Source organism: Enterobacter sp. BIDMC 29 (assembly GCF_019378755.1).
GTDB lineage: Bacteria > Pseudomonadota > Gammaproteobacteria > Enterobacterales > Enterobacteriaceae > Enterobacter > Enterobacter ludwigii.
Genome location: NZ_CP080000.1, coordinates 1,252,338 through 1,276,866 on the forward strand (window position 1 = coordinate 1,252,338; position 24,529 = coordinate 1,276,866).

Consider the following 24,529-nt stretch of genomic DNA (forward strand, 5'->3'; position numbering starts at 1 on the left):
GCCGTAACCGCTTTTTCCCCCATGGACGACCATGGGTGAGCCGATTTTCGGCGGGACGACCCGCCACGATTGAGTCTGACCTATGTTGACGACACTCCTGATTGCGAACCGCGGGGCGATAGCCTGCCGCATTTTACGCACCCTGCGCACCATGAAAATTCGTGGTGTGGCAGTCTATTCCGAGGCAGATATCAGCAGCCTGCATATTCGCGAGGCCGATGAAGCGCTGAGTCTGGGCGATGGCCCGGCGGCGAACACCTATCTGGATAGCACGAAGATCATCGCCGCCGCGAAAGCCAGCGGCGCACAGGCCATTCATCCGGGCTACGGTTTTCTCTCGGAAAACGCCGCGTTCGCCGAAGCGTGTGACGCCGCGGGGATTGCCTTTGTGGGCCCCACGCCGGAACAGCTGCGTCTGTTTGGGCTAAAACATACCGCTCGCGCGCTGGCGAAAACGCACGGGGTTCCGATGCTGGAGGGCACCGAACTGCTGGCCGATGTTAACCAGGCCGTCAACGCTGCCGCCGGGGTGGGATATCCGGTGATGCTGAAAAGCACGGCGGGAGGCGGCGGTATCGGTATGCGCGTCTGCTATGACGCAGAAGCGCTGCGCGACGCGTTCGATGCAGTAGTGCGTCTGGGGAAAAATAACTTCAGCGACGCGGGTGTGTTTATCGAAAAGTACATCGAGCGGGCGCGTCATCTGGAAGTACAGCTGTTTGGCGACGGCAAGGGCGAGGTGATTGCCCTCGGCGTGCGCGACTGCTCTGTGCAGCGGCGTAACCAGAAAGTGCTGGAGGAGACGCCCGCACCAAACCTGCCGGCGGGCATGGCGCAGGCACTGTGCGAGGCGGCGATAACGCTGGGTAAAGCGGTCAACTACCGCAGCGCGGGCACCGTTGAATTCGTCTATGACAGCGACGCCGCCCGCTTTTACTTCCTTGAGGTGAATACCCGTTTGCAGGTGGAGCACGGCGTGACCGAACAGGTGTGGGGCGTGGATCTGGTGCGCTGGATGATCGAACTTGCCGCCGGAACGTTGCCGCCATTGACGACACTGCGCGACACCCTGAAACCGAAGGGGCATGCCATTCAGGCCAGGATCTATGCCGAGAATCCGGGCCGTCAGTTCCAGCCTTCACCGGGACTGCTCACGGACGTGGCTTTCCCGCCCGATGACCGCGTTACGCTGCGCATCGACAGCTGGGTTGAGGCCGGATGCGAAGTCCCGCCGTTTTTTGACCCCATGTTAGCCAAAATGATCGCCTGGCAGCCGACACGCGAAGCCGCCATCCGCGTGCTGCATACCGCGCTGGGGGAGACCCGTATTTATGGCGTTGAAACCAACCGCAATTATCTGCAGCAGATCCTGACCTTCGCGCCGTTTGCCGCAGGTGAGCCCTGGACCCGCTGTCTTGAGCACCTGATGTACCAGGCGTCCACGCTGGAGGTGCTCAGCGCCGGTACGCAGACCACGGTGCAGGATTACCCGGGACGCACAGGCTACTGGGCGGTTGGCGTTCCGCCATCCGGGCCAATGGACAGCCTGGCGCTGCGTCTGGGTAACCGTCTGCTGGGCAATAAAGACGATGCCGCCGCGCTTGAGATCACCCTCAGCGGCCCGACGCTGAAATTCAACTGCGATGCGCAGCTGGTGGTGACGGGCGCTGAAATTGCGCTCACGCTGGACGGTGAACCGCTGGCCAATAATCACGTTTTTCGCGTCCGTGCGGGCATGACGCTGCGTATGGGAGAGATCCGCGGTGAGGGCGTGCGCAGCTATCTTTGCCTGCGCGGCGGGTTTAACGTGCCGGAATATCTGGGCAGTAAAAGCACCTTCACGCTGGGGCAGTTCGGGGGGCACGCCGGACGGGCGCTCCGTACCGGTGACATTTTGCACCTGGCGCCGTTAATCGAGCCGGTTGCGGACGCGCCGCTGCCGCAGGCGCTGCACACGAGGCTGGACGCGGTGCGCGAACTGCGGGTGATTTACGGCCCGCACGGTGCGCCGGAGTATTTCACGCCGGATTACATCGCGACGTTTTTCGCCACCGAATGGGAGGTGCATTTCAACTCCAGCCGGACGGGGGTACGCCTGATTGGCCCGAAACCGGAATGGGTTCGCGACAGCGGCGGCGAGGCGGGCCTGCATCCGTCGAACATTCATGACAATCCGTATGCCATCGGCGCGGTGGATTTTACCGGCGATATGCCGGTGATCCTCGGCCCGGATGGCCCAAGCCTGGGCGGGTTTGTCTGTCCGGTCACCATCATCGAGGCCGATCTGCACGCGGTAGGACAACTGAAGGCGGGAGATTACGTTCGCTTTGTGCCGGTGGATATTGCCACCGCGCGACGGCTGGCGCAGGCGCAGGAGCGCCAAATCGCCAGCCTGACCCCGCAACCTGTCACATGGCAACCTGCCGGTCTGGACTCACCGATTGTGCTGACGCAGGGGACGGACGATAAACGTCTGGTGGCGAGAGTGTCGGGTGATACCCATCTGCTGCTGGAGATTGGCGAGCCTGAGCTGGATCTGGTGCTGCGTTTTCGCGGCCACGCGCTGATGCAGGCGCTGGAGGGCCGGGCGCTGAAAGGCGTTATCGATCTCACGCCGGGGATCCGCTCCCTGCAAATTCATTATCAGCCGGAAACGCTGCGCCTGGATAGCCTGCTGGAGGTGATCGCCGGCCTGTGGCAGGGCGTTTGTGACCAGGACTCGCTGGACGTGCCGTCGCGCATCGTCTGGCTGCCGCTCTCCTGGGACGATCCGGCGTGTCAGAAAGCCATCGACAAATACATGACCACCGTGCGCCGCGATGCGCCGTGGTGCCCGAGCAACCTGGAGTTTATCCGTCGCATAAACGATCTGGCTAACATTGATGAAGTGTATAAAACGGTGTTCGACGCCCGTTATCTGGTGATGGGGCTGGGGGATGTCTACCTCGGCGCGCCGGTGGCCACGCCGCTCGACCCGCGACACCGTCTGGTGACCACCAAATACAACCCGGCGCGTACCTGGACGGCGGAGAACTCGGTGGGCATTGGCGGGGCATACCTCTGCATCTACGGTATGGAAGGGCCGGGCGGGTATCAGTTTGTGGGGCGAACCCTACAGATGTGGAATCGCTATCGCACGGTAGAGGATTTCGGCGGCAAGCCCTGGCTGCTGCGTTTCTTCGATCAAATTCGCTTTTATCCGGTCTCTGCCGGGGAGTTGCAAACCATCCGCCGGGATTTCCCGCTGGGGCGTTATCCGCTGCGTATTGAACACACCACGCTGAAACTGGCGGAGTATCAGCAGTTTCTGGCTGACGAAGCACCTGAGATTGAGGCATTCCGTGCGCATCAGCAGGCGGCGTTTAATGCCGAGCGTGAGCGCTGGATAGCGGGCGGGCAGGCGCATTTTGACAGCAGCGACGAAACAACGGATGACGGTGACGACGTGCCGTTACGGTCGGGAGAATCCGGTGTTGAAAGCCCGGTTGCCGGCAACCTGTGGCAGGTGAACGTTGAGGTCGGCAACACCGTGCGCGAAGGCGATGTGCTGGTGGTGCTGGAGTCGATGAAAATGGAAATCCCGTTAGTTGCCACTCAGGACGGTGTGGTCAGTCAGGTCCGTGTCCAGCCGGGGTCGTCGGTGCGGGCGGGCCAGTGCGTGGTCGTTCTGGAGAAAACAGCATGAAGCCTCTTTATGATTTACGTCTCTCTGTGCTGGCAGAGGCATACCGTGAAGGCCAGATCGCCCCGCGTGAGGTGATAACGGCATTACGCGAGCGCGCGCTGGCGCTGAACCCGTCATTTAACGCTTTTATTTATCTGCTCACCCCTGAAGAGCTGGAGCCGTACCTCGCCGCGCTGGAGGGCGTAGCGCCGGACGCGCTGCCGCTGTTCGGCGTGCCCTTTGCCATCAAAGACAATATCGATCTGGCGGGTATCGACACCACCGCCGCCTGTCCGGCATTTGCGTATCGGGCAGAACAGGATGCAACGATAGTTTCGCAGCTGATTGCGCTGGGGGCGATTCCTCTGGGGAAAACTAACCTCGATCAGTTCGCTACCGGCTTAAACGGTACGCGTTCGCCGTATGGCCCATGTCGTAACAGCGTTCATCCGGATTACCCGTCCGGTGGATCCAGCGCGGGGTCGTCGCTGGCGGTCGCCCTGGGTCTGGCGAGCTTCGCACTGGGAACGGACACGGCCGGCAGCGGGCGCGTACCGGCCTCGCTGAATAATCTGGTCGGCCTCAAAGCAACCAAAGGACTCATCTCCACGGCAGGGGTTGTGCCTGCCTGCCGCACGCTGGACTGCGTCACGTTTTTCACCGCGACGGCAGCAGAGGCCAGCCAGCTGCTGGCACTCACGGCGCGACAGGATCCGCGTGACGAATACAGCCGGTCCAACCCGACGTGGAACGGCCCTCAGGCTTTTGGTGCCCCTGCTGCGGGCTTTCGCTTTGGCGTGCCGGAGACGCTCGAGTTTCTCGGCTGTGCAGAAAGCGAGGCGCTGTATCACCGCGCGAAGACGGGGCTTATCGCGCTGGGGGGCGTGCCCGTGACTCTCAACTTTGCACCGTTTCTGGCGGCCGCGAAACTGCTCTATGACGGCCCGTGGGTCGCCGAGCGTTATCACCTCGCGGGTGCGCTGATTGAACGCCAGCCCGACGCGGTGTTGCCGGTTATCCGTGATGTCCTGCAAAACGCGCCTGCAGCCACTGCGGTGGCGACGTTTGACGCGCAGTACAAACTCCAGCGGTATAAAGCCGAGTGCGATGCCATGATGGCCGACCTGGATTGCGTATTAATCCCGACGTATCCCCGCCCGGTGAGTCTGGCTGAGCTGGCCGATGAACCGGTTAAAAGCAACTCGGCGCTGGGCATCTATACCAACTTTATGAACCTGCTCGACTATGCCGCCGTAGCGGTCCCGGTCGGTGAAATGAACAATGGGCTGCCATCCGGCGTCACGCTATTTGGCCGCGCGTTTACCGATCAGTATCTGCTCAGTCTGGCCGATGCGTTACAACGTCACACAAAATTAACGTTACCGGGCAATCGTGCCATGCTGGACGATGCGCCGACCTGCACCGCAACCCATGACCGCCTGCGGATAGTGGTCTGCGGTGCGCATATGGACGGTCTGGCGCTCAATGTTCAGTTACGAGAGCGCGGAGCACGTCTTGTAGACGCGACCACCAGCGCACCTTATTACCGTCTGTATGCGCTGGCGGACGGTAAACGTCCCGGAATGGTTCGGGTGGCAGACCAGGGGGTCGGGATTGCGGTCGAAGTCTGGGAGCTACCGCACAGCGAAGTGGGGTCGTTTCTCGCCGGGATCCCCGCACCTCTGGGGCTGGGAAAAATCGAGCTGCAGGACGGACGGTGGTTGACCGGGTTTATCTGCGAGGCGTATGGCCTGGAGGGGGCACGGGATATCACCGAATTTGGTGGCTGGAGAGCCTGGCTTGCCCGGAAACGGTGAGCAAGCCAGGGTGCTGGCGTTAGCGGTAGAGCGTTTTTTCCGCGACCGGAATAATTAACGTGTCCTGCCAGTCCGCGAGCGTCAGCTGTGCGAGTTTGCCAAGTGCGGTGTAGAACGGATGCCCGGCGTTTTCAACAAACACGGACAGGAAGCGGGTACTCCACGGCAGCAGGTGCCACGCCAGAAGTTGGTCGCGTTCAGCGTCGCGGCCATTTTCTGCCAGCCACGCGGCCAGTAACAGCAGGGTACCGATGTGATCTTCCGGTTCGTTCTGCTTCATCTCGAAGGCAATGTTGTTTTCACGCATCCACTGGCGCAGCGCGAGAGTGGAGTCGCCGAAGAGCACGGATTCCCGATCCAGCCAGACGGAACCCCATGGCGGTGACGGCAGGGCGTAAGGGCCAATAAACAGACGTTGCCAGGCATCTTTCAACGCTGCATCGGATGGCGTTTTGAACGCATCTGCAACGGGTTGCAGCGTTTCCGGCGCCAGCGGCCAGTCCTGAATCCAGTCGCCTGCGGTGAGTGCCTGCACCAGTGGCGCAGTCTGCTCGCTATCCGGAGCAAAATAAAACAGCGCGCCCAGTACCCGGGCGCTGAACGCGAACGAATCACGCTGTGAGACTTCTTTCATGACTACCTTCCTTGCTCGCGCGGAGTCGCCCGCGCGACTGTGTTAACCCGCAATCGCCATACCTGCGGTCATGTGCAGACCATAGAAAAGACCACGGCCAATCAGTTCACCCACGACGACCAGTATCACGCCTGCAAAAAGAGCGAGGGCTTTAGGCTCCTGCCGACGCATCAGCGGGCACAACCAGCAGCCGAGTCCGGCGGCAAGCAGTACGATACGCCAGATTTGCAGTGCGCCATAGTCAGGCAGCAGGGCACTCACCTGTTGAACGGAACTGTGGATTGTCGCCAGGTCATTACTCTGCAGCACGATGACCGCCACGCAGGCCAGGAGTGCCAGCACGCTGACAGAGGCCGCGAATGTGCTTTTATATGTCGTGTTTGCCACGCGCAGCAACAGGGCTGCAAACAGCGGCCCCCCCAATACCAGCGTCAGGAAAAAGCCCACCGTGGTGTAACCCGTGTACCAGGTCGGTACGGTATCAATTTGATAAACCCGGGTCATCGCCCAGACAAAGACAACGCCCAGGATCTGGCTAACGACCAGCCAGATTTTACCCAGTGCCGGGGGCATTTTACCGATAACGGATACCAGCCACCAGAAACCGCCAACGGCAAAGAAAATGGATCCCGCGGCAATTTCGTTACTGAGCGCCGAAGCACCCACGCGGTTGAGCGAGTTAAAGGCCCGGAGTGGGGAGCCAAGGTGCAGCACGGACGCCAAAAATCCGATGCCCATTACCAGCCACAGAAAGAACATACTGCGGACAAGGCGTGTTTTCACCGCGTCGTCTTTTTCAGTAAGCCAGACGAGCCCCATAACGATCAATGCCCCGGCGACGCACTGTCCGAAGACGGTGAAGATCACCAGCGGCCATTCATGCCATCCACTTCCCATCTCACACCTCCTTCGGGTTTGCCAGGTAGCCGGTGGTATCCCCTGTCGGGCGGCTGTTGGCGTTAGGTTTAATCACGATGCTCGGCTTCGTGAAGTGCGCGGACGGCAGCGGCGCGACGGCCGCCAGCTGACCATGTTTTTTACGCAGCTCGTCGATAGGACCGAAGTCCAGCGCACGCAGCGGRCAGGACTCCACGCAGATCGGCTTTTTGCCGTCTGCCACGCGGGTGTGGCAGCCGTCGCACTTAGTCATATGCCCTTTGGCGGCATTGTACTGCGGGGCACCGTACGGACAGGCCATGTGGCAGTAGCGACAGCCGATGCAGACATCTTCATCCACCACCACGAACCCGTCGTCACGCTTGTGCATCGCYCCGCTYGGGCAGACCTTGGTGCAGGCCGGGTCTTCGCAGTGGTTGCAGGCAATCGACAGGTAGTAGGCAAACACGTTCTGGTGCCAGACACCGTTGTCTTCCTGCCAGTCACCGCCCGCGTATTCGTAAATACGGCGGAAGCTGACGTCCGGGGTTAAATCTTTGTAATCCTTGCAGGCGAGCTCGCAGGTTTTGCACCCGGTGCAGCGGCTGGAATCAATAAAAAATCCATACTGGGTTGTCATCGGTTACTCCTTACGCCTTCTCGATCTGCACCAGATTGGTGTGCTGCGGGTTACCTTTGGCCAGCGGTGACGGGCGGTGCGTGGTCAGGGTGTTGATGCATGAACCGTGGTCGACACGATCGCCGTTCATATTGGCGTCATGCCAGGCTCCCTGGCCCATCGCGCTCACGCCGGGCATGATGCGTGGTGTGACTTTCGCTTCGATGCGCACCTCGCCGCGATCGTTAAACACGCGCACCGTATCGCCATTTTTGATGCCGCGTTGCGCCGCGTCCACGGGGTTAAGCCAGACCTCCTGACGGCAGGCGGCTTTCAGCACGTCGACATTGCCGTAGCTGGAGTGGGTGCGAGCTTTGAAGTGGAAGCCGAAGAGCTGCAGCGGGAATTTATGACGTTCCGGGGCGTCCCAGCCGTCGAAGGTCGAGGCGTAGACCGGCAGCGGGCTGATGGTTTCGTCGTCGGCGAGCTCCCAGGTAGCCGCAATCTCTGCCAGCTTGCTGGAGTAAATTTCAATCTTGCCCGAGGGGGTGTTGAGGGGATGAGCCTGCGGATCATCGCGGAATTTTTTATAGGCTACGAAGTGCCCGGCCGGATCTTTACGCTTATAAATACCCCTCTCTTTCAGTTCGTCATAGGACGGCAACTGCGGATCTTTTTCGAGCATTTTGGCATACAGATACTGCAGCCACTGCGCCTGGGTACGTCCTTCGGTAAATCGCTGATGAATATCCGGGCCGAGGCGTTTCGCCACTTCACTCATGATCCAGTAGATCGGTTTGCGCTCAAACTTCGGTGCGGTCACGGGCTGAAGGAAAATCAGGTAGCCCATGTTGCCTGCATAATCGTTAGGAATAATGTCTTCCTGCTCAACGGTCATTAAATCGGGCAGCAGGATGTCAGCATATTTCGCCGACGAGGTCATAAAGTTGTCGATCACCACGATGGTTTCGCATTTACTCTCGTCCTGCAGAATATCGTGGGTTTTGTTGATGTCGGAATGCTGGTTGATGATGGTGTTGCCGGCGTAGTTCCAGATGAATTTGATCGGCACATCCAGCTTCTCTTTTCCCCGCACGCCGTCGCGCAGGGCGGTCATTTCGGGGCCGCGCGCGATGGCGTCGGTCCAGCTAAAGCATGAGATTTGCGTTTTCACCGGGTTATCCGGCAGTGGCATACGCTCAATGGTGATCGTGTAGGTCGATTCACGTGCGCCGCTGTTCCCGCCGTTGATACCGACGTTTCCGGTCAAAATCGGCAACATGGCAATGGCGCGGGAGGTCAGCTCGCCGTTGGCCTGGCGCTGGGGGCCCCAGCCCTGACAGATGTAAGCCGGTTTGGTACTGCCAATTTCTCGTGCAAGCTTGATGATGCGATCGGCCGGTATGCCTGTGATGCGCGAGGCCCATTCCGGCGTTTTGGCGGTGGCATCATCACCCTGACCGAGAATATACGCTTTGTAATGTCCGTTAGCAGGCGCACCTTCCGGCAGCGTTTTTTCGTCATAGCCGACGCAGTACGTGTCGAGGAACGGCTGATCGACAAGGTTTTCGTCGATCAGTACCCAGGCGATACCCGCGACCAGCGCGGCGTCCGTCCCCGGGCGAATCGGGATCCACTCGTCTTCGCGCCCGGCGGCGGTGTCGGTATACCGCGGATCGATGACGATCATGCGCGCGTGAGAGCGCTCGCGGGCCTGCTCGAGATAATAGGTTATCCCGCCGCCGCTCATTCGCGTCTCTGCCGGGTTATTGCCGAACATCACCACCAGCTTCGTGTTTTCAATATCTGAGGTGCTGTTGCCGTCGTTGCTTCCGTAGGTGTAGGGCATTGCACAGGCTATTTGCGCGGTGCTATAAGTGCCATAGTGGCTTAAAAAGCCGCCGTAGCAGTTCATCAGACGCGCGACCAGCGAAGCATAAGGGGAGGAGCGGGTGATATTGCCGCCCACAATGCCGGAGGAGTAGTTAATGTAGACCGCTTCGTTGCCGTATTTTTCGACGACATCTTTCAGGCTGCGGGTAAGGGTGTCCAGGGCTTCATCCCATGAGATACGCTCAAATTTTCCTTCACCGCGTTTCCCTACGCGCTTCATGGGGTAGTTCAGACGATCGGGGTGATTGATCCGACGGCGAATAGAACGCCCGCGCAGGCAGGCGCGAACCTGATGATTGCCATAAATATCCTCACCGGTGTTATCCGTTTCGACCCAGTAAACTTCTTCATCACGGACGTGAAGGCGCAGCGCACAACGGCTCCCGCAGTTGACCGAGCAGGCACCCCAGACCACTTTGTCTTCAGCGGGCTTTACGGCGTTTTGTACCGCGGCAGCGGCGCTTTTGAGGCCAAAAGGCAGTGAAATCCCCCCGGCGGCAAGTGCCAGAGAGCCTATTGCAGTGGATTTAACCAACGTTCGACGGCTGATCCCGCCGTGATTATCGACATCGGACATAACTCACCCCATCATTTTAATTGCGTATTATTTTCGCCCGTGATTACAACCGGGCTAATGATGGGGTGAATGTTACTTATTTGGAGGTATTAAATATTAATCCTCATCAAGTCAAAGGGAATTGGCCGCGAGAAAGTGATTAAAATCACTGAGGTTCGCCCTGACCATTATCCTGCATCCCTGATGCGGCACCGCTACCGGTGCGGGTATAGAGAATTTTAAAGGTATCGTTCGCACAATGACCGACAACCTGTGCATCCGGCTGGTCAGCCTGATCGTTTGGCACAATATTCAACGTAAAGCCGGACTCGGGCACGCCGTTATTGATGATTTTCTGCTGAATGTCGCTTTTTACGCGCTCGCAGGAATCCGGGGCAGCCAGAGCCGCTGTAGAAGCGCTCATTAACAGCAGGGCGGTAATCCAGGGTAACCGTTTCATCTGTAGCTCCTTTTCTCTGTGTGTCGGTTAAGCTTAGCAGGGTTCGTGTAAGCTTTTGTTATTGGAGATAACTTTCTGAACAATCTTATACAGGCTTCCTGCGCTCATTTTCCCCAATTTCCATCAACACGTCCTGCGGGCGGTTATAACCGCCCGGCATCGCGACGCTAAGCGCGGTGCGTTTTGCTCTGCACCTGTCGTTCGCCGGAGTGATGCCGTAAGTCATCACACATCGCCTGTAACTCATTGAATAATCTTGCTACATGGAAACCATCGCACACGGAATGATGGACCTGCACGGCGAGGGGCAACAATACTTTTCCACCCTGGTTGACGTATTTCCCCATAGTGAACATGGGGGCAAAAAAGTTCTGCATATTGGCTACGTTGATATTAAAACTGGTAAAACTTGACCAGGGGATCGCCGACACGAAAAATAGATTTTCCCGTGACTCTTCCTTCGGCCAATAAGAAAGGCTATTACCATAGCGAGCAACATCTTCCGAATAAACGTTCTGGAAATGATCAATATTGCCATCGAAGTGACTCCATAATGAAGAAAAGGTCTCCGTTTCATTATGGAAAATGGTATAGCTTGGATGAATTTCATTCCATATGACAAGTTCATTGTTCTTCATGGCCATACGGAATTCCGAATGGTTGTTGACGATTTTAGAAAGGAGGGAAATCATCGTCGGATAAAATTTCCAGCCCAGTTCTTTTATATCCTTGAGCAATGCGGTGATGTCTATTTGAACAGTTTGATTAAATGTAGATTGAGCAAAGGACTGAAATACCTCGAAATGTTCTTTTCTGGCCCAACGTGATAAGTCAACAGGTGTATATGCAGGGATTGTTTTTTTCATTTTTTAACCTTTGATGAGCAATCAAAAATCAGCGTTTTGCCTACGTTTTTTCATGAATAAAGAAAGCATAGAGATTCCAGGCGGTTTTGGACGCGAACGCATTTGTGAGGGTAGCGCATCCTTATAGAGGAAGAAAGGGGATGTTAAACATTTAATATATCAAAGAAAAAAGTTAGATGGCGCAATCTGCCGGCGTTTTCATGTTGTTAATATGTCACAGAATATCCGTCATGCGCTCAAAGCAGGTGTGTTTCCTGTTCAACAGAGGGCACAGCGCCTTCTCGTTCTGGCGAGGTTTTGCAGAGGGCAAGAGAGATTAATGCATTGATTGTACGTCTCTTTTCGCCTGACATTTTGCTATCGTGTGAACAACGGTATTTGCTAATATGATCGGGAATACTCTCCCTGATTCGGTAAATGATGTGAAGAACTACGCAGCGATAACGCTACTGGCAGCAACACTGGTGGGGTGCGACAACCCTTCCGCGCCGCTGTCGTTTACGCCCGAGATGGCGAGCTTCTCCAATGAATTTGATTTTGACCCTCTGCGCGGCCCGGTAAAAGACTTTACCCAGACACTGTTCAACGACAAAGGTGAAGTCTCCAAACGGGTAACCGGTACGATGTCGACGGAAGGGTGTTTCGATACCCTCGAACTGCACGACCTCGAGGCCAATACCGGCGTGGCGCTGGTACTGGATGCTAATTACTACCTTGATGCGGAAACCCAGCAGCGAAAAGTGAAACTGCAGGGGAAATGCCAGCTGGCCGAATTACCGTCGGCGGGCGTAACGTGGGATACCGACGATAACGGGTTTGTGGTGGCGGCGCACGGCAAAGAGATGGAAGTGAAGTACCGCTATGATGCGGATGGCTATCCGCTGGGGAAAACCACCGTCTCCGGGGACCAGCATTTATCCGTCCAGTCGACGCCGTCTAAAGATCTTCGCAAAAGAATGGATTACTCCGCCGTGAGCATGCTGAATGACAAACCGCTGGGCAACGTCAATCAGAGCTGTGATTACGATCGACACAATAATCCGGTGAGTTGCGATCTGACGATCACCGACAACAGCGTGAAGCCCGCCGTTGAGCGCAAGTACACCATTAAGAACAGTATTGAATACTACTGAGAAAAAGCCGCGCAGGTTACTGCGCGGTGGGTTTCAGCAGGCTGGCGCCTGACGGTTTGTGTCCGGCCAGGTGCTGATGCTGGAAGATGCACATGCGAATGGTGTTGCGGTATTCACCGTTGATAAAGAACTCGTGAACCAGCTCGCCTTCCACCATAAAGCCCAGCTTGCGGTAGATATGGATTGCTTTCTCGTTCTCTTTATCCACGATGAGATAAAGCTTGTAGAGATTCAGGACGTTGAATCCGTAATCCATCGCCAGCTTCGCCGCCCGCGTGGCAAGACCTTTCCCCTGATGCTCAGGTGAAATGATAATCTGGAATTCTGCCCGACGATGAACGTGGTTGATCTCAACCAGTTCCACCAGACCGGCTTTTTCACCTTCACACTCCACGACAAAACGGCGTTCGCTTTGATCGTGAATGTGCTTGTCGTAGAGATCCGACAGCTCAACAAACGCCTCGTAAGGCTCTTCGAACCAGTAGCGCATCACGCTGGCGTTATTGTCGAGCTGGTGGACGAAGCGCAGGTCTTCACGCTCCAGCGGGCGGAGCTTAACGTCACACTGCACTGACATTATGGCGCGACCGTGCGGCCAGTACGACGATCCAGGCAGCGCAGGGTATTTGGCTCCCAGTAGGCGTTAACGTTGGCACTTTGCTGACACTTATCGCGCGCGTCGAAAGCGACATCTTCTTTGTCCCACTCTTTTTCAACACGTTTGTTCACCTTCTGGCGAAGGCTACGGGTGTCATTCCATTGTTCTTTGTCCATCGCGGCGTTCTGACGGCTTTGCGCGCTGTCACCAGACTCAATAATGAGTTTGCTGGTTTCGGCGGTGGCAGAGGCGGCAAAGGCGAACGATGACAGCGCCAGCAGGGCTGTCAGACAAAGGCGTTTGCTTAATGTAGTCATAGCGTTTCCTTTTAAATGGGCGCAGATAATTAAGTTATCCCGTTCAGATTCTACACCAAAGAGAAATAACGGCATACCCGCGGCACGGGTATGGAAAAGTAAACGATATCATCAGGTATGATGTCTAAATAAATCATCACATGACCGTAAATATGCTCAAAACCACTCTGCTTTTTTTTGCCACCGCGCTGTGTGAAATCATCGGCTGCTTCCTTCCGTGGCTCTGGCTAAAGAAGGGGGCAACCATCTTCCTGCTGATCCCGGCGGGCATTGCGCTGGCCCTGTTTGTCTGGCTGTTGACGCTGCACCCGGCGGCCAGCGGGCGCGTCTACGCCGCTTATGGGGGCGTTTATGTCTGTACCGCGCTGCTGTGGTTACGCGTGGTGGATGGTGTGAAGCTCAGCGCGTATGACTGGGCCGGGGCGCTGGTTGCGCTGTGCGGCATGTTGATTATTGTTGCCGGATGGGGGCGCGCCTGAGCGCCCGATTTTTTTGTGACCGTTCGCTGATTTTATGATCATTATACTTGTATGGTAGTAGTGCAGAAGAGTAAGTTTCCAGCATCACAATGAGCGATGTAAGGAAATGGATTATGAAGATTGTCGCGGCTGAAGTCTTTGTTACCTGCCCGGGGCGTAACTTTGTCACCCTTAAAATTACCACCGACGAGGGCATCGTCGGCCTGGGTGATGCCACCCTCAACGGACGTGAACTTTCGGTGGCCTCTTATCTGAAAGATCACCTCTGCCCGCAGTTGATCGGCCGTGATGCGCACCGCATTGAGGATATCTGGCAGTTCTTCTATAAAGGCGCCTACTGGCGTCGTGGTCCGGTCACCATGTCGGCCATTTCCGCCGTGGATATGGCACTGTGGGATATCAAAGCCAAAGCGGCCAATATGCCGCTCTACCAGCTGCTGGGCGGCGCATCCCGGGAAGGGGTGATGGTCTATTGTCATACCACCGGACACTCCATTGATGACGTGCTGGAAGATTACGCCCGGCATAAAGAGATGGGCTTTAAGGCGATCCGCGTTCAGTGCGGCGTGCCGGGTATGAAAACCACCTATGGCATGTCGAAAGGAAAAGGGCTGGCCTACGAGCCCGCCACTAAAGGTGACTGGCCGGAAGAGCAGCTCTGGTCCACCGAAAAATACCTCGATTTCACACCGAAGCTGTTCGATGCGGTGCGCAATAAGTTTGGCTTTAATGAGCATCTTTTGCACGACATGCACCACCGTTTGACCCCGATTGAGGCGGCGCGATTCGGTAAGAGCATTGAAGCATTCCGTATGTTCTGGATGGAAGATCCTACGCCTGCGGAAAACCAGGCCTGCTTCCGTCTGATCCGTCAGCACACGGTCACGCCGATTGCGGTTGGAGAAGTGTTTAACAGCATCTGGGACTGTAAGCAGCTTATTGAAGAGCAGCTTATCGACTATATCCGCACCACCATTACCCACGCGGGCGGCATCACCGGCATGCGGCGCATCGCGGACTTCGCCTCGCTTTATCAGGTGCGTACCGGCTCACATGGACCGTCGGATCTGTCGCCTGTTTGCCACGCCGCCGCGCTGCATTTTGACCTGTGGGTGCCAAACTTTGGTGTACAGGAATATATGGGTTACTCCGAACAAATGCTGGAGGTCTTCCCGCACAGCTGGCGCTTTGATAATGGCTATATGCATCCGGGCGACAAACCCGGGCTGGGCATTGAATTTGACGAAAAACTGGCGGCGAAATACCCGTACGATCCTGCCTATCTTCCGGTTGCCCGTCTCGAAGATGGCACATTGTGGAACTGGTAAACGAGGAGCGAACGATGAAAAGCGTAGTGATTCAACAACCCAATGCACTGGTGATTGAAGATCGTCCACTTCCGAAACCCGCGGCAGGTGAAGTGCGCGTCAACGTCAAACTGGCCGGTATTTGCGGTTCAGACAGCCATATTTACCGCGGGCATAATCCGTTTGCCCGATACCCGCGCGTGATTGGGCATGAATTTTTTGGTGAGATTGATGCCGTTGGTGAGGGAGTTGACCCGGCCCGCGTGGGCGAGCGCGTCTCGGTTGACCCGGTGATCAGCTGCGGACACTGCTATCCGTGCTCCGTGGGCAAACCCAATGTCTGTACCTCTCTGGTGGTGCTGGGCGTTCATCGCGACGGAGGCTTTAGTGAGTATGCCGTCGTACCGGCAAAAAATGCCTGGGTTGTTCCGGACGCTATTCCAGATAAACACGCGGTAATGATCGAGCCGTTCACGATTGCCGCTAACGTGACGGGCCACGCACAACCCACCGGGCAGGATATCGCCCTGATCTACGGCGCAGGTCCCATGGGGCTTGTCACCGTCCAGGCGCTGAAAGGTGTCTATAAGGTGAAGCAGGTTATCGTTGTGGATCGGATCAATGAACGGCTGGCAATGGCGCAACGCAGCGGCGCGGACTGGGTGTTCAACAACGCAGAGCTGTCGTTACAGGCGGCGCTGGAAGAAAAAGGGATTAAACCGACGCTTATTATTGACGCAGCCTGTCATCCGACAATTTTACAGGAAGCCATCACCATTGCCTCTCCGGCGGCACGCATCGTGCTGATGGGGTTTTCCAGCGACCCAAGCCAGATTGTTCAGCAGGGGATCACCGGAAAAGAGCTGGCGATATTCTCATCACGGCTGAATGCCAACAAATTCCCCGTCGTCATCGACTGGCTGGAAAAGGGGCTGATCGACCCGGACAAACTGATTACCCACACTTTTGACTATCACCACGTAACAGACGCCATCGAACGGTTTGAAAAAGATCAGCGGCAGTGCTGCAAAGTCTTACTCACGTTCGGGCAATAATAATTCACGCGGTTAAGAGCCTGCGCAGACAGGCTCTGAGTGGTACGCATCTTACCTTGCAGAGATAGCCATTATGACGCAAACACAACCACAAAGAACGACTTCAGATCTGGTGAAAGCCGCCGTTTCCGGCTGGCTGGGCACCGCACTGGAGTTTATGGATTTCCAGCTCTATTCGCTGGGGGCCGCACTGGTATTCCATGAGATCTTCTTCCCGGAACAATCGGCCGCAATGGCGCTGATTCTGGCGATGGGGACGTACGGCGCAGGCTATATCGCGCGCATTGTCGGCGCCTTTATCTTCGGGCGAATGGGCGACAGCATTGGCCGAAAAAAGGTGCTGTTTATCACCATTACTATGATGGGGATCTGCACAACCCTGATCGGGGTCTTGCCGACCTACGCGCAGATTGGGATTTTCGCGCCCGTCCTGTTAGTGACGCTGCGTATCATCCAGGGGCTGGGAGCAGGGGCTGAAATCTCCGGCGCCGGGACCATGCTGGCGGAGTACGCCCCTAAAGGGAAACGGGGCATTATCTCCTCGCTGGTGGCGATGGGCACCAACTGCGGGACGCTAAGTGCAACGGCTATCTGGGCAGTTATGTTCTTCGCCCTCGACCGCGAACAGTTGGTTGCCTGGGGCTGGCGTGTACCGTTTCTTGCAAGCGTGGTGGTAATGATCTTCGCCATCTGGCTGCGAATGAACCTCAAGGAGAGCCCGGTATTTGAAAAAGTGAACGAGGCTGAGACAACCGCACCGGTGACAAAACATGATTTATCATTTGCAGCGATGGTGAAGAGTAAGTCCTTCTGGCTGGCAACCGGGCTGCGTTTTGGTCAGGCGGGGAATTCGGGACTGATCCAGACGTTTCTTGCCGGGTATCTGGTTCAGACGCTGCTGTTCGATAAAGCGATCCCCACCGATGCGCTGATGATAAGCTCAATTCTCGGGTTTATCTCTATCCCGCTGTTGGGCTGGCTCTCCGATAAAGTAGGGCGTCGTCTGCCGTACATTCTGCTCAATATCTCCGCCATTATTCTGGCGTACCCGATGCTGTCGATTATCGTTGATAAGAGCTATGCGCCGGGTGTGATCATGCTTTCCATCATCGTTATCCATAATTTCGCCGTACTGGGACTGTTTGCCCTGGAAAACATCACGATGGCGGAGATGTTTGGCTCGCGTAACCGCTTTACCCGGATGGCTATCTCAAAAGAGGCGGGCGGGCTGGTGGCGGTAGGCTTTGGGCCAGTGCTCGCCGGGATCTTCTGCAATATGACCGGTTCCTGGTGGCCAATTGTCGCCATGATGATCGCCTACTCCGTGATTGGGCTGATCGCCGCCATCTGCATGCCAGAGGTCTGCGATCGTGATTTGAGCGTGGCGGAAGATGCGGCGGAGGGGCCGGCACGTGATTCCGTTGGCTATGGAGCGGTTTCATCGCGGCGGTAATGGTTTATATCTTGAGTGACCTGTCACACAACTTTATATTCATGTCACACCACATGCGTAAAAGTTAATATAAATCAAAATCTCAAACTGCAGGATCAGTATGGTTAATGGCAGTTCTTTTTTACCCCGACTGCCATTCTAGTTGGTGTAGTCAGCAGGCGCTGCTGCTCATATAGAGCGGCAGCGAATCCCAGCGTACATAACTTAACGAGTCTTAATCATGGAAAACCGGTTATTACAGGCGAAAGCGACGCTTCCTCAGTACGATCGCGATCGCCTCAAGGCACGCATTGTTCATTTAGGGTTTGGCGCATTTCACCGTGCGCACCAGGCGGTGTACGCCGACATTCTCGCCGCGGAACACAACAGCGACTGGGGTTACTGTGAGGTAAACCTGATTGGCGGTGAACAGCAGATTGCCGATCTGAACGCACAGGATCATCTCTACACCGTGGCGGAAATGTCTGCCGATGCGTGGACATCGCGGGTGGTGGGCGTGGTCAGGAACGCACTGCATGCACAGGTTGACGGGCTGGAACGCGTGCTGGCCGCACTGTGTGAGCCGCAGGTGGCGATTGTCTCGCTCACCATTACTGAAAAGGGATATTGCCACTCGCCGGCGACCGGGAAACTGATGCTCGATCACCCGTTAATTGCCGCCGACCTGCAAAATCCGCATCAGCCGAAATCTGCGCCGGGTGTGGTGGTGGAAGCACTCGCGCGACGCAAAGCTGCCGGGCTGCCCGCGTTTAGCGTCATGTCCTGTGACAATATGCCGGAGAACGGTCACGTCATGCGTAATGTGACCTGCGCTTATGCCCGTGCGGTTGACGGCGAGCTGGCAGACTGGATTGAATCCAGCGTCACTTTCCCGTCCACCATGGTGGATCGTATTGTTCCCGCGGTTACACCGGAGACGCTGGATAAAATTGAACAGCTGACTGGCGTTCGTGACTCGGCAGGCGTGGCGTGCGAACCGTTCCGTCAGTGGGTGATTGAGGACAACTTTGTTGCAGGCCGTCCGCAGTGGGAAAAGGCCGGGGCGGAGCTGGTTTCAGACGTCATTCCGTTTGAAGAGATGAAGCTGCGCATGCTTAACGGCAGTCACTCTTTCCTCGCGTATCTTGGCTATCTGGCGGGGTACCCGCATATCAACGACTGCATGGAAGACGCGCACTACCGTACTGCCGCCCATGCGCTGATGCTGAACGAGCAGGCGCCGACCTTAAAAGTGAAAGGCGTTGATTTAGGCCACTATGCTGACCTGTTGATTGCCCGCTACAGCAACCCGGCGTTACGTCACCGTACCTGGCAAATCGCGATGGACGGCAGCCAGAAGCTCCCGCAGCGTATGCTCGATTCCGTGCGCTGGCATCTGGTGCATCAAAAAAGCTTCCCGCTGCTGGCATTAGGCATTGCAGGCTGGATGCGGTATGTCGGTGGTGTCGATGAGCAGGGCAACGCTATCGACGTGAGCGACCCGCAGCAGGCGGTCATTCAGGCGGCGGTGAAGGGAAGTGCTGAGGGCGAAGACCGGGTGAAGGCGCTGCTGGGCATTGAGGCCATTTTTGGCAAAGAACTCCCGCATGAAACCGTCTTTGTGGATGCGGTAATGCGTGCTTACCAGACGTTAGTGCAAAAAGGTGCAAAAGCCACGGTCGCAGAGTACGCGGCTAACGGCTAAGTCATCACATGCCGCCGCGTGCGGCGGCATGATGTCGCATGAATCAGTGCATACCCAGGCGAATCAGTTCAATCGGTTCGAACTTACCTTCGCAACCTTCCACTTCTACCGTTTTGCTGCGACGCACCTGCGCGGCATCCAGCCCTTCGCTGTGGATCGCTTTAATCACGCCGGTGTGTCCTGTGCCATTGATCATTACACGGCTGCCGGTGGTAATTGCGTTACGGTTACGGTCGTATGTCATCATGGTATTTTCTCCTCTCTCACTTATCCGTTACGGCGCTATTTCAGGTTTCACCGTTCACGGGACACTATAAATACGCCTGTCTGCATCTCATTTTTTTGTTTTTGATCAAACTCACACTTTTTTCTCAATATTGGTGCGTGCTGACGGTTCACGACAGCAATTTACAAAGCCCACATTTATTTTCCTTTGTTGATAGTTTCTGCAGGCAAGCGTTTAGGGTTTGTTTATATTGCGGCTGTCATTCTTGAAGCAGGGAATACCCCTTTCACAGGAATAAGGAGTCAGGCTTATGTATAAGAAGATTTTAATGCCTGTTGATGTATTTGAAATGGAATTGAGCGACAAAGCGGTTCGCCACGCGGCCAACCTTGCAAAGGCGGAAGGTGCGTCGATTACGCTGGTGAACATTCTCCCCAACAGCAGCCGCTCGTTGCTACGCGGATTCAACGCCGATATCAAAAAGTTTGAAGCGTTTATGACCGCTGAATCCGGGAAGAAAATGAACGAGCTGAAAAGGCTGTTTGATCTCCCCGGGGAGAATATCCACAGCCTGGTCTGCTTTGGCAACGTGCGTGATGAAATTATCAAACTGAGCAAAGAAGGGGAATATGACGTGATCGTCATCGGGTCGAAAAACCCGAGCATCAGCACCCATCTGCTCGGTTCAAATGCGGAATCTATCCTGCGCTATGCGAGTATTCCGGTGCTGGTGGTTCGCTAATCTCTTCGCCGCAACCGAAACGGGGGCGGCGTATTTTACTCTTCGCTAAACCAGTCGCTGTTTTCCTGACGAATTAACTGTACTGATTCGCTGATTTCCTGCAGGTGCAGCGTCATCGCTTTTTCTACACCGTCCTGATCGCGTTTTTCCAGCGCACTGAAAATATCATGATGCTGTCGGAGCAACATTTCCGGTGGTGAGACGTGGTCGAGGCTCATATAGCGCACGCGGTCGATGGTGGCTTTGATGTTTTCAATCGTGTCCCAGGCCAGCTGACAGTCCGCAATTTGCGCCAGCTTCTGGTGAAACTCGTCATCAAGCTGGAAGAAGTCGTTGAGCTGTTTGCGGTCAATCGCAATACGCTGCTGATGCAGGTTTTGCTCCAGCAGGTAGCACTGGTTGTCATCAATCAAGGATGCGGCACGGCGCGCCACCGCGCACTCAATGGCCTGACGGACAAAACACCCGTTACGCACCTGGGAGAGCGAGATTTTGTTCACATAGCTGCCACGCTGCGGGCGGATCTGAATCAGACCGTTTTCTGCAAGCTTGATAAACGCCTCACGCACGGGCTGGCGGGACACGTCAAACCGCACGGACACCTCTTTTTCAGAGAGCGGCGTTCCGGGTGGGATCAGGCAATGGACAATATCACGTCGCAAAATGCGATAGATTTGCTGGTTTACGGGCTGGGTAGGATTGAGTTGCGATTCAGCGGCCATGAGTTGTCATTTCTCAGATAGTTAGCCTGAACATACTACCATTCTTTTATGGCCTGAAACAGACCCGGCCCGCAGGCCGGGAAGGGCAATGTTAGCCACGATGGACGCTAAGTCCGCCAAAACTCTGGCTGACTGGCATCATTTCTACCGTGTTAATGTTGACGTGTTTTGGCAGCGTTGCCACCCACCAGACCGCTTCGGTGACATCTTCCGGCGTCAGGGCGTTCGCATTCTCGTAGGTTTTGTCTGCTTTCGCGTCATCACCTTTAAACCGAACGTTGGAAAATTCGGTTCCGCCTACCAGGCCCGGCTCAATATCGGTCACGCGAATGGCGGTGCCGTGCAGATCGGTACGCAGGTTAAGGCTGAACTGACGCACGAAGGCTTTGGTCGCGCCATAAACATTACCGCCCGCATAAGGCCAGCTTCCTGCGGTCGAACCGATGTTAATAATGTGGCCGCGATTGCGCTCAACCATGCCTGGCAGCACGGCGCGGGTCATGTACACCAGCCCTTTGTTGTTCGTGTCGATCATGTTTTCCCAGTCTTCGACTCTGGCTTTGTGGGCAGGCTCCATACCGAGCGCCAGACCGGCATTGTTGACCAGCAGGTCAATGGCACGCCATTCGGCCGGCAGGTTAGCAATCATCTCTTCGATGGCGGCACGGTTACGGACATCAAGCTGCGCGGTCAGGATGCTGTCACCCAGCTCATCTTTCAGCTCCTGCAGACGCTCCTGACGACGACCCGTCGCAATCACCTTATGTCCGTTGGCGACGAAGCGACGCGTGATGCTTTCACCAAAACCTGCCGTTGCCCCGGTAACTAAAATAATCATCTCACTGTTCCTCAACGCTTTTTGTGTTGTACTAACATAGCACGGCCGCGAAGGATGCGTTAAGGCAACATTTGTATGACGGCATTGCAGGCAGTGGCGGCCTGGCCTACTCTGGGAAGATAACCGTACTCAGGAGTGAAAGATGTCGGCCACTAATCCCTTTTTTGAAAGCAGCCTGTTGCCTTATCAGGCACCCCGATTCGACGAAATCAACGACGGCCACTACCGCCCGGCATTCGATGAAGCGATACGCCAGAAGCGAGCCGAAATTGACGCGATTGTCGCGCAAACGGCCGCCCCCGATTTCAACAATACCGTGCTGGCACTCGAAAAAAGCGGTGCCATGCTCTCGCGTGTCAGCAGCGTTTTCTTCGCCATGACCTCTGCGCACACCAATGATGACTTACAGGCGCTTGAGGAGCAGATCTCTACCGAGCTTGCTGCGCTGGCGAACGATATCTGGCTTAACGACACGCTGTTCTCTCGCGTGGAGAGCGTCTGGCAGGATTGTGCTGCGCTGGACGCCGAATCCCGTCGGCTGGCAGAAGAGACGTACCAGCACTTTGTGCTGGCCGGTGCGCGGCTGAATGATGCAGAAAAAGCGGAGCTGAAAGCGCTGAATACCGAGGCGGCGACCCTCACCAGCCAGTTTAATCAGCGTCTGCTGGCCGCCACCAAAGCCGGTGGGCTGGTCGTGGATTATGCACATCAGCTTGATGGACTCAGTCCTGACGAGATTGCGACGGCTGCCCATGCCGCCGCGGAGAAAGGGCTGAACGATCGGTGGTTGATTCCGCTGCTGAATACCACTCAACAACCCGCACTTTCCGCGCTGCGTGACCGTCAGACGCGGGAAAATTTATTTAACGCGGGCTGGACGCGTACCCAGAAAGGGGATGAAAACGATACCCGGGCACTGATCCTGCGTCTCACCGCGTTGCGGGCGCGTCAGGCAAAATTGTTGGGGTTTGAGGACTACGCAAGCTGGAGTATCGCCGATCAAATGGCGAAAACACCTGCCGCCGCGTTGGCTTTTATGCGCGGAATTGTGCCCGCCGCACGCACCCGAGCGACGCTTGAGCAGGCCGATATCCAAAAAGTGATTGATGACGAGCAGGGCGGGTTCACCGTGCAGGCGTGGGACTGGGCCTTTTATGCCGAGCGCGTGCGCCAGGCGAAATATGCCCTCGACGAGTCGCAAATCAAGCCGTACTTTGCGCTCAACACCGTGTTGCAGGATGGCGTATTCTGGGCTGCAAGCCAGCTGTTTGGCCTCCGCTTTGTCGAGCGTTTCGATATTCCGGTTTACCATCCTGATGTCCGCGTGTGGGAAATTTTCGACCATACCGGCGAAGGGATGGCGCTGTTCTACGGTGATTTCTTTGCCCGCGAATCGAAAGCCGGTGGGGCGTGGATGGGGAATTTCGTCGAGCAATCGTATGAGTTTGCCTCGCGCCCGGTTATCTACAATGTCTGCAACTATCAAAAACCGGCTAACGGTCAGACGGCGCTGATCTCCTGGGACGATGTGGTCACCCTGTTCCACGAGTTTGGTCATACGCTGCACGGTCTGTTTGCCAGCCAGCGCTACGCCTCCCTCTCCGGCACCAATACGCCGCGTGATTTTGTCGAGTTCCCATCGCAAATCAACGAGCACTGGGCGAGCCATCCGCAGGTGTTTGCCCACTATGCCCGCCACTATCAGACCGGAGAGCCGATGCCGGAGGCGCTGCGCGATAAAATGCTTAACGCGACGCAGTTTAATAAAGGTTATGACATGACCGAGTTGCTTAGCGCTGCGCTGCTGGATATGAACTGGCACGGCATCAGCGAACCCGTGGACGATGTTGACACCTTTGAAGCGGCAGCACTGCACAAAGAGGAACTGGATCTGCCCGCCGTTCCACCGCGCTATCGCAGCAGCTACTTCGCCCATATCTTCGGCGGCGGCTACGCAGCGGGGTATTACGCCTACCTGTGGACGCAGATGCTGGCAGACGATGGCTACCAGTGGTTTGTCGAGCAGGGTGGTTTGACTCGCGAAAACGGACAGAAATTCCGCGAGGCCATTTTGTCGCGCGGGAATAGTACTGATTTAGCTGAACTTTACCGCCAGTGGCGTGGGCACGATCCTAGGATTGAACCGATGCTGGAAAATCGTGGATTGAGTGCTTAAGGGCTTTTTTAGTGTGGGAACAGAACCGGGCGCGATGCCCGGTTTTTTGACCGATTTTTCTTCCCCAAAATCATTAACGCCACATAAAGTGCCTGGATAAAATCTGGAAGGATGGCCATCGTTACCAGAAAGCCGGAATAATGTCGGGTGACTTCTTCAGCCAGGGGGGAGCCAGCTCAACCTTTTCGATGAGAACGCACCGTATGCTGGCAGCGAAAAGTTGATTGAGGTGCTCGATCACCTGAATGCGAAAGACGGGAAAGGCAGGCTTTACTTTGCAGGACAGGGCATACAGCAGTATTGGCAGATGAAACGTGAAATGCTGTCGCCGAGATATACGACCAGATATTCAGATCTGCTAAGGGTCCGGTGATTTTCCCAATTTCCAGGGCCGTTATGTGCCAGAAGCGGACT

21 protein-coding genes and 1 pseudogene are annotated in these 24,529 nt (G+C 56.1%); 11 read left to right on the forward strand and 11 right to left on the reverse strand.

What is annotated here, in order from left to right:
* Positions 1-82: 82 nt before the first annotated feature.
* Together uca and atzF are read left to right on the forward strand one after the other, a co-directional pair.
* Positions 83-3,685: an urea carboxylase gene (uca, locus tag JTA15_RS05665; protein ID WP_219372949.1), complete on the forward strand. Its 3,603-nt coding sequence runs from the start codon at positions 83-85 to the stop codon at positions 3,683-3,685.
* Positions 3,682-5,481 (forward strand): allophanate hydrolase, encoded by a 1,800-nt coding sequence (gene atzF / locus JTA15_RS05670; RefSeq protein WP_219372950.1) that lies wholly within the window; start codon positions 3,682-3,684, stop codon positions 5,479-5,481. Before uca ends, atzF begins: the two co-directional genes overlap by 4 nt.
* A 19-nt stretch (positions 5,482-5,500) precedes the next feature.
* Here atzF and dmsD read toward each other — a convergent pair whose 3' ends face one another.
* The 6 genes from dmsD to catA all read right to left on the reverse strand — a co-directional run bounded on the left by dmsD (position 5,501) and on the right by catA (position 11,385).
* Positions 5,501-6,115: a Tat proofreading chaperone DmsD gene (gene dmsD, locus JTA15_RS05675; RefSeq protein WP_219372951.1), complete on the reverse strand. Its 615-nt coding sequence runs from the start codon at positions 6,113-6,115 to the stop codon at positions 5,501-5,503.
* 42 nt (positions 6,116-6,157) lie between these two features.
* Complete coding sequence (locus JTA15_RS05680) at positions 6,158-7,012, reverse strand: dimethyl sulfoxide reductase anchor subunit family protein (RefSeq protein WP_219372952.1); 855 nt, start codon at positions 7,010-7,012, stop codon at positions 6,158-6,160.
* A gap of 1 nt (position 7,013) precedes the next feature.
* Positions 7,014-7,631: a DMSO/selenate family reductase complex B subunit gene (locus tag JTA15_RS05685; protein WP_014169373.1), complete on the reverse strand. Its 618-nt coding sequence runs from the start codon at positions 7,629-7,631 to the stop codon at positions 7,014-7,016.
* 10 nt (positions 7,632-7,641) lie between these two features.
* Positions 7,642-10,080: a selenate/tellurate reductase subunit YnfE gene (gene ynfE, locus JTA15_RS05690; protein ID WP_219372953.1), complete on the reverse strand. Its 2,439-nt coding sequence runs from the start codon at positions 10,078-10,080 to the stop codon at positions 7,642-7,644.
* Positions 10,081-10,225: 145 nt separating this feature from the next.
* Positions 10,226-10,519, reverse strand: a complete 294-nt coding sequence (locus tag JTA15_RS05695; protein ID WP_014169881.1) for a DUF1161 domain-containing protein — start codon at positions 10,517-10,519, stop codon at positions 10,226-10,228.
* Positions 10,520-10,686: 167 nt separating this feature from the next.
* Complete coding sequence (gene catA / locus JTA15_RS05700) at positions 10,687-11,385, reverse strand: type A chloramphenicol O-acetyltransferase (protein WP_219372954.1); 699 nt, start codon at positions 11,383-11,385, stop codon at positions 10,687-10,689.
* A 386-nt stretch (positions 11,386-11,771) separates the two neighbouring features.
* Between catA and JTA15_RS05705 the strand changes: the two genes are divergently transcribed.
* Positions 11,772-12,518: a YnfC family lipoprotein gene (locus tag JTA15_RS05705; RefSeq protein ID WP_032670404.1), complete on the forward strand. Its 747-nt coding sequence runs from the start codon at positions 11,772-11,774 to the stop codon at positions 12,516-12,518.
* Positions 12,519-12,534: 16 nt separating this feature from the next.
* Here JTA15_RS05705 and speG read toward each other — a convergent pair whose 3' ends face one another.
* Both speG and JTA15_RS05715 read right to left on the reverse strand, forming a co-directional pair.
* A complete protein-coding gene (gene speG, locus JTA15_RS05710) occupies positions 12,535-13,095 on the reverse strand; it encodes a spermidine N1-acetyltransferase (RefSeq protein ID WP_020884265.1) in 561 nt (186 codons plus the stop codon).
* Positions 13,095-13,433 (reverse strand): DUF1283 family protein, encoded by a 339-nt coding sequence (locus tag JTA15_RS05715; protein ID WP_020884264.1) that lies wholly within the window; start codon positions 13,431-13,433, stop codon positions 13,095-13,097. The genes speG and JTA15_RS05715 overlap by 1 nt, the downstream gene beginning before the upstream one ends.
* 152 nt (positions 13,434-13,585) lie before the next feature.
* Here JTA15_RS05715 and JTA15_RS05720 point away from each other — a divergent pair, with 152 nt between their 5' ends.
* The 5 genes from JTA15_RS05720 to JTA15_RS05740 all read left to right on the forward strand — a co-directional run bounded on the left by JTA15_RS05720 (position 13,586) and on the right by JTA15_RS05740 (position 19,411).
* Positions 13,586-13,912 carry a YnfA family protein gene (locus tag JTA15_RS05720; RefSeq protein WP_040017363.1) on the forward strand — a complete coding sequence of 109 codons (327 nt, stop codon included), beginning with the start codon at positions 13,586-13,588 and terminating at the stop codon, positions 13,910-13,912.
* A gap of 113 nt (positions 13,913-14,025) precedes the next feature.
* The gene (gene rspA, locus JTA15_RS05725) at positions 14,026-15,240 is read left to right on the forward strand and encodes a starvation-sensing protein RspA (RefSeq protein ID WP_185791258.1); all 1,215 of its coding nucleotides are present in this window, start codon (positions 14,026-14,028) and stop codon (positions 15,238-15,240) included.
* A 14-nt stretch (positions 15,241-15,254) separates the two neighbouring features.
* A complete protein-coding gene (locus tag JTA15_RS05730; RefSeq protein ID WP_219372955.1) occupies positions 15,255-16,274 on the forward strand; it encodes a Zn-dependent oxidoreductase in 1,020 nt (339 codons plus the stop codon).
* Between the two features lie 73 nt (positions 16,275-16,347).
* The gene (locus JTA15_RS05735; protein WP_025204303.1) at positions 16,348-17,727 is read left to right on the forward strand and encodes an MFS transporter; all 1,380 of its coding nucleotides are present in this window, start codon (positions 16,348-16,350) and stop codon (positions 17,725-17,727) included.
* A 220-nt stretch (positions 17,728-17,947) separates the two neighbouring features.
* The gene (locus JTA15_RS05740) at positions 17,948-19,411 is read left to right on the forward strand and encodes a mannitol dehydrogenase family protein (protein ID WP_219372956.1); all 1,464 of its coding nucleotides are present in this window, start codon (positions 17,948-17,950) and stop codon (positions 19,409-19,411) included.
* Between the two features lie 43 nt (positions 19,412-19,454).
* Here JTA15_RS05740 and ydfZ read toward each other — a convergent pair whose 3' ends face one another.
* Positions 19,455-19,658: a putative selenium delivery protein YdfZ gene (ydfZ, locus tag JTA15_RS05745; protein ID WP_013096785.1), complete on the reverse strand. Its 204-nt coding sequence runs from the start codon at positions 19,656-19,658 to the stop codon at positions 19,455-19,457.
* 289 nt (positions 19,659-19,947) lie between these two features.
* Here ydfZ and JTA15_RS05750 point away from each other — a divergent pair, with 289 nt between their 5' ends.
* Complete coding sequence (locus JTA15_RS05750; RefSeq protein WP_014169892.1) at positions 19,948-20,379, forward strand: universal stress protein; 432 nt, start codon at positions 19,948-19,950, stop codon at positions 20,377-20,379.
* Between the two features lie 35 nt (positions 20,380-20,414).
* Here JTA15_RS05750 and JTA15_RS05755 read toward each other — a convergent pair whose 3' ends face one another.
* The gene (locus tag JTA15_RS05755) at positions 20,415-21,101 is read right to left on the reverse strand and encodes a GntR family transcriptional regulator (protein ID WP_014169893.1); all 687 of its coding nucleotides are present in this window, start codon (positions 21,099-21,101) and stop codon (positions 20,415-20,417) included.
* 91 nt (positions 21,102-21,192) lie between these two features.
* On the reverse strand, positions 21,193-21,939 hold the full coding sequence (gene ydfG, locus JTA15_RS05760; RefSeq protein WP_219372957.1) for a bifunctional NADP-dependent 3-hydroxy acid dehydrogenase/3-hydroxypropionate dehydrogenase YdfG: 747 nt from the start codon (positions 21,937-21,939) through the stop codon (positions 21,193-21,195).
* A 142-nt stretch (positions 21,940-22,081) separates the two neighbouring features.
* On the opposite strand from ydfG, the gene dcp reads away from it, so the two are divergent.
* Both dcp and JTA15_RS05770 read left to right on the forward strand, forming a co-directional pair.
* Positions 22,082-24,115 carry a peptidyl-dipeptidase Dcp gene (gene dcp, locus JTA15_RS05765; RefSeq protein ID WP_219372958.1) on the forward strand — a complete coding sequence of 678 codons (2,034 nt, stop codon included), beginning with the start codon at positions 22,082-22,084 and terminating at the stop codon, positions 24,113-24,115.
* Between the two features lie 83 nt (positions 24,116-24,198).
* Positions 24,199-24,488, forward strand: a pseudogene (locus JTA15_RS05770) (DUF4113 domain-containing protein); the annotation flags it as partial.
* Positions 24,489-24,529 lie beyond the last annotated feature (41 nt).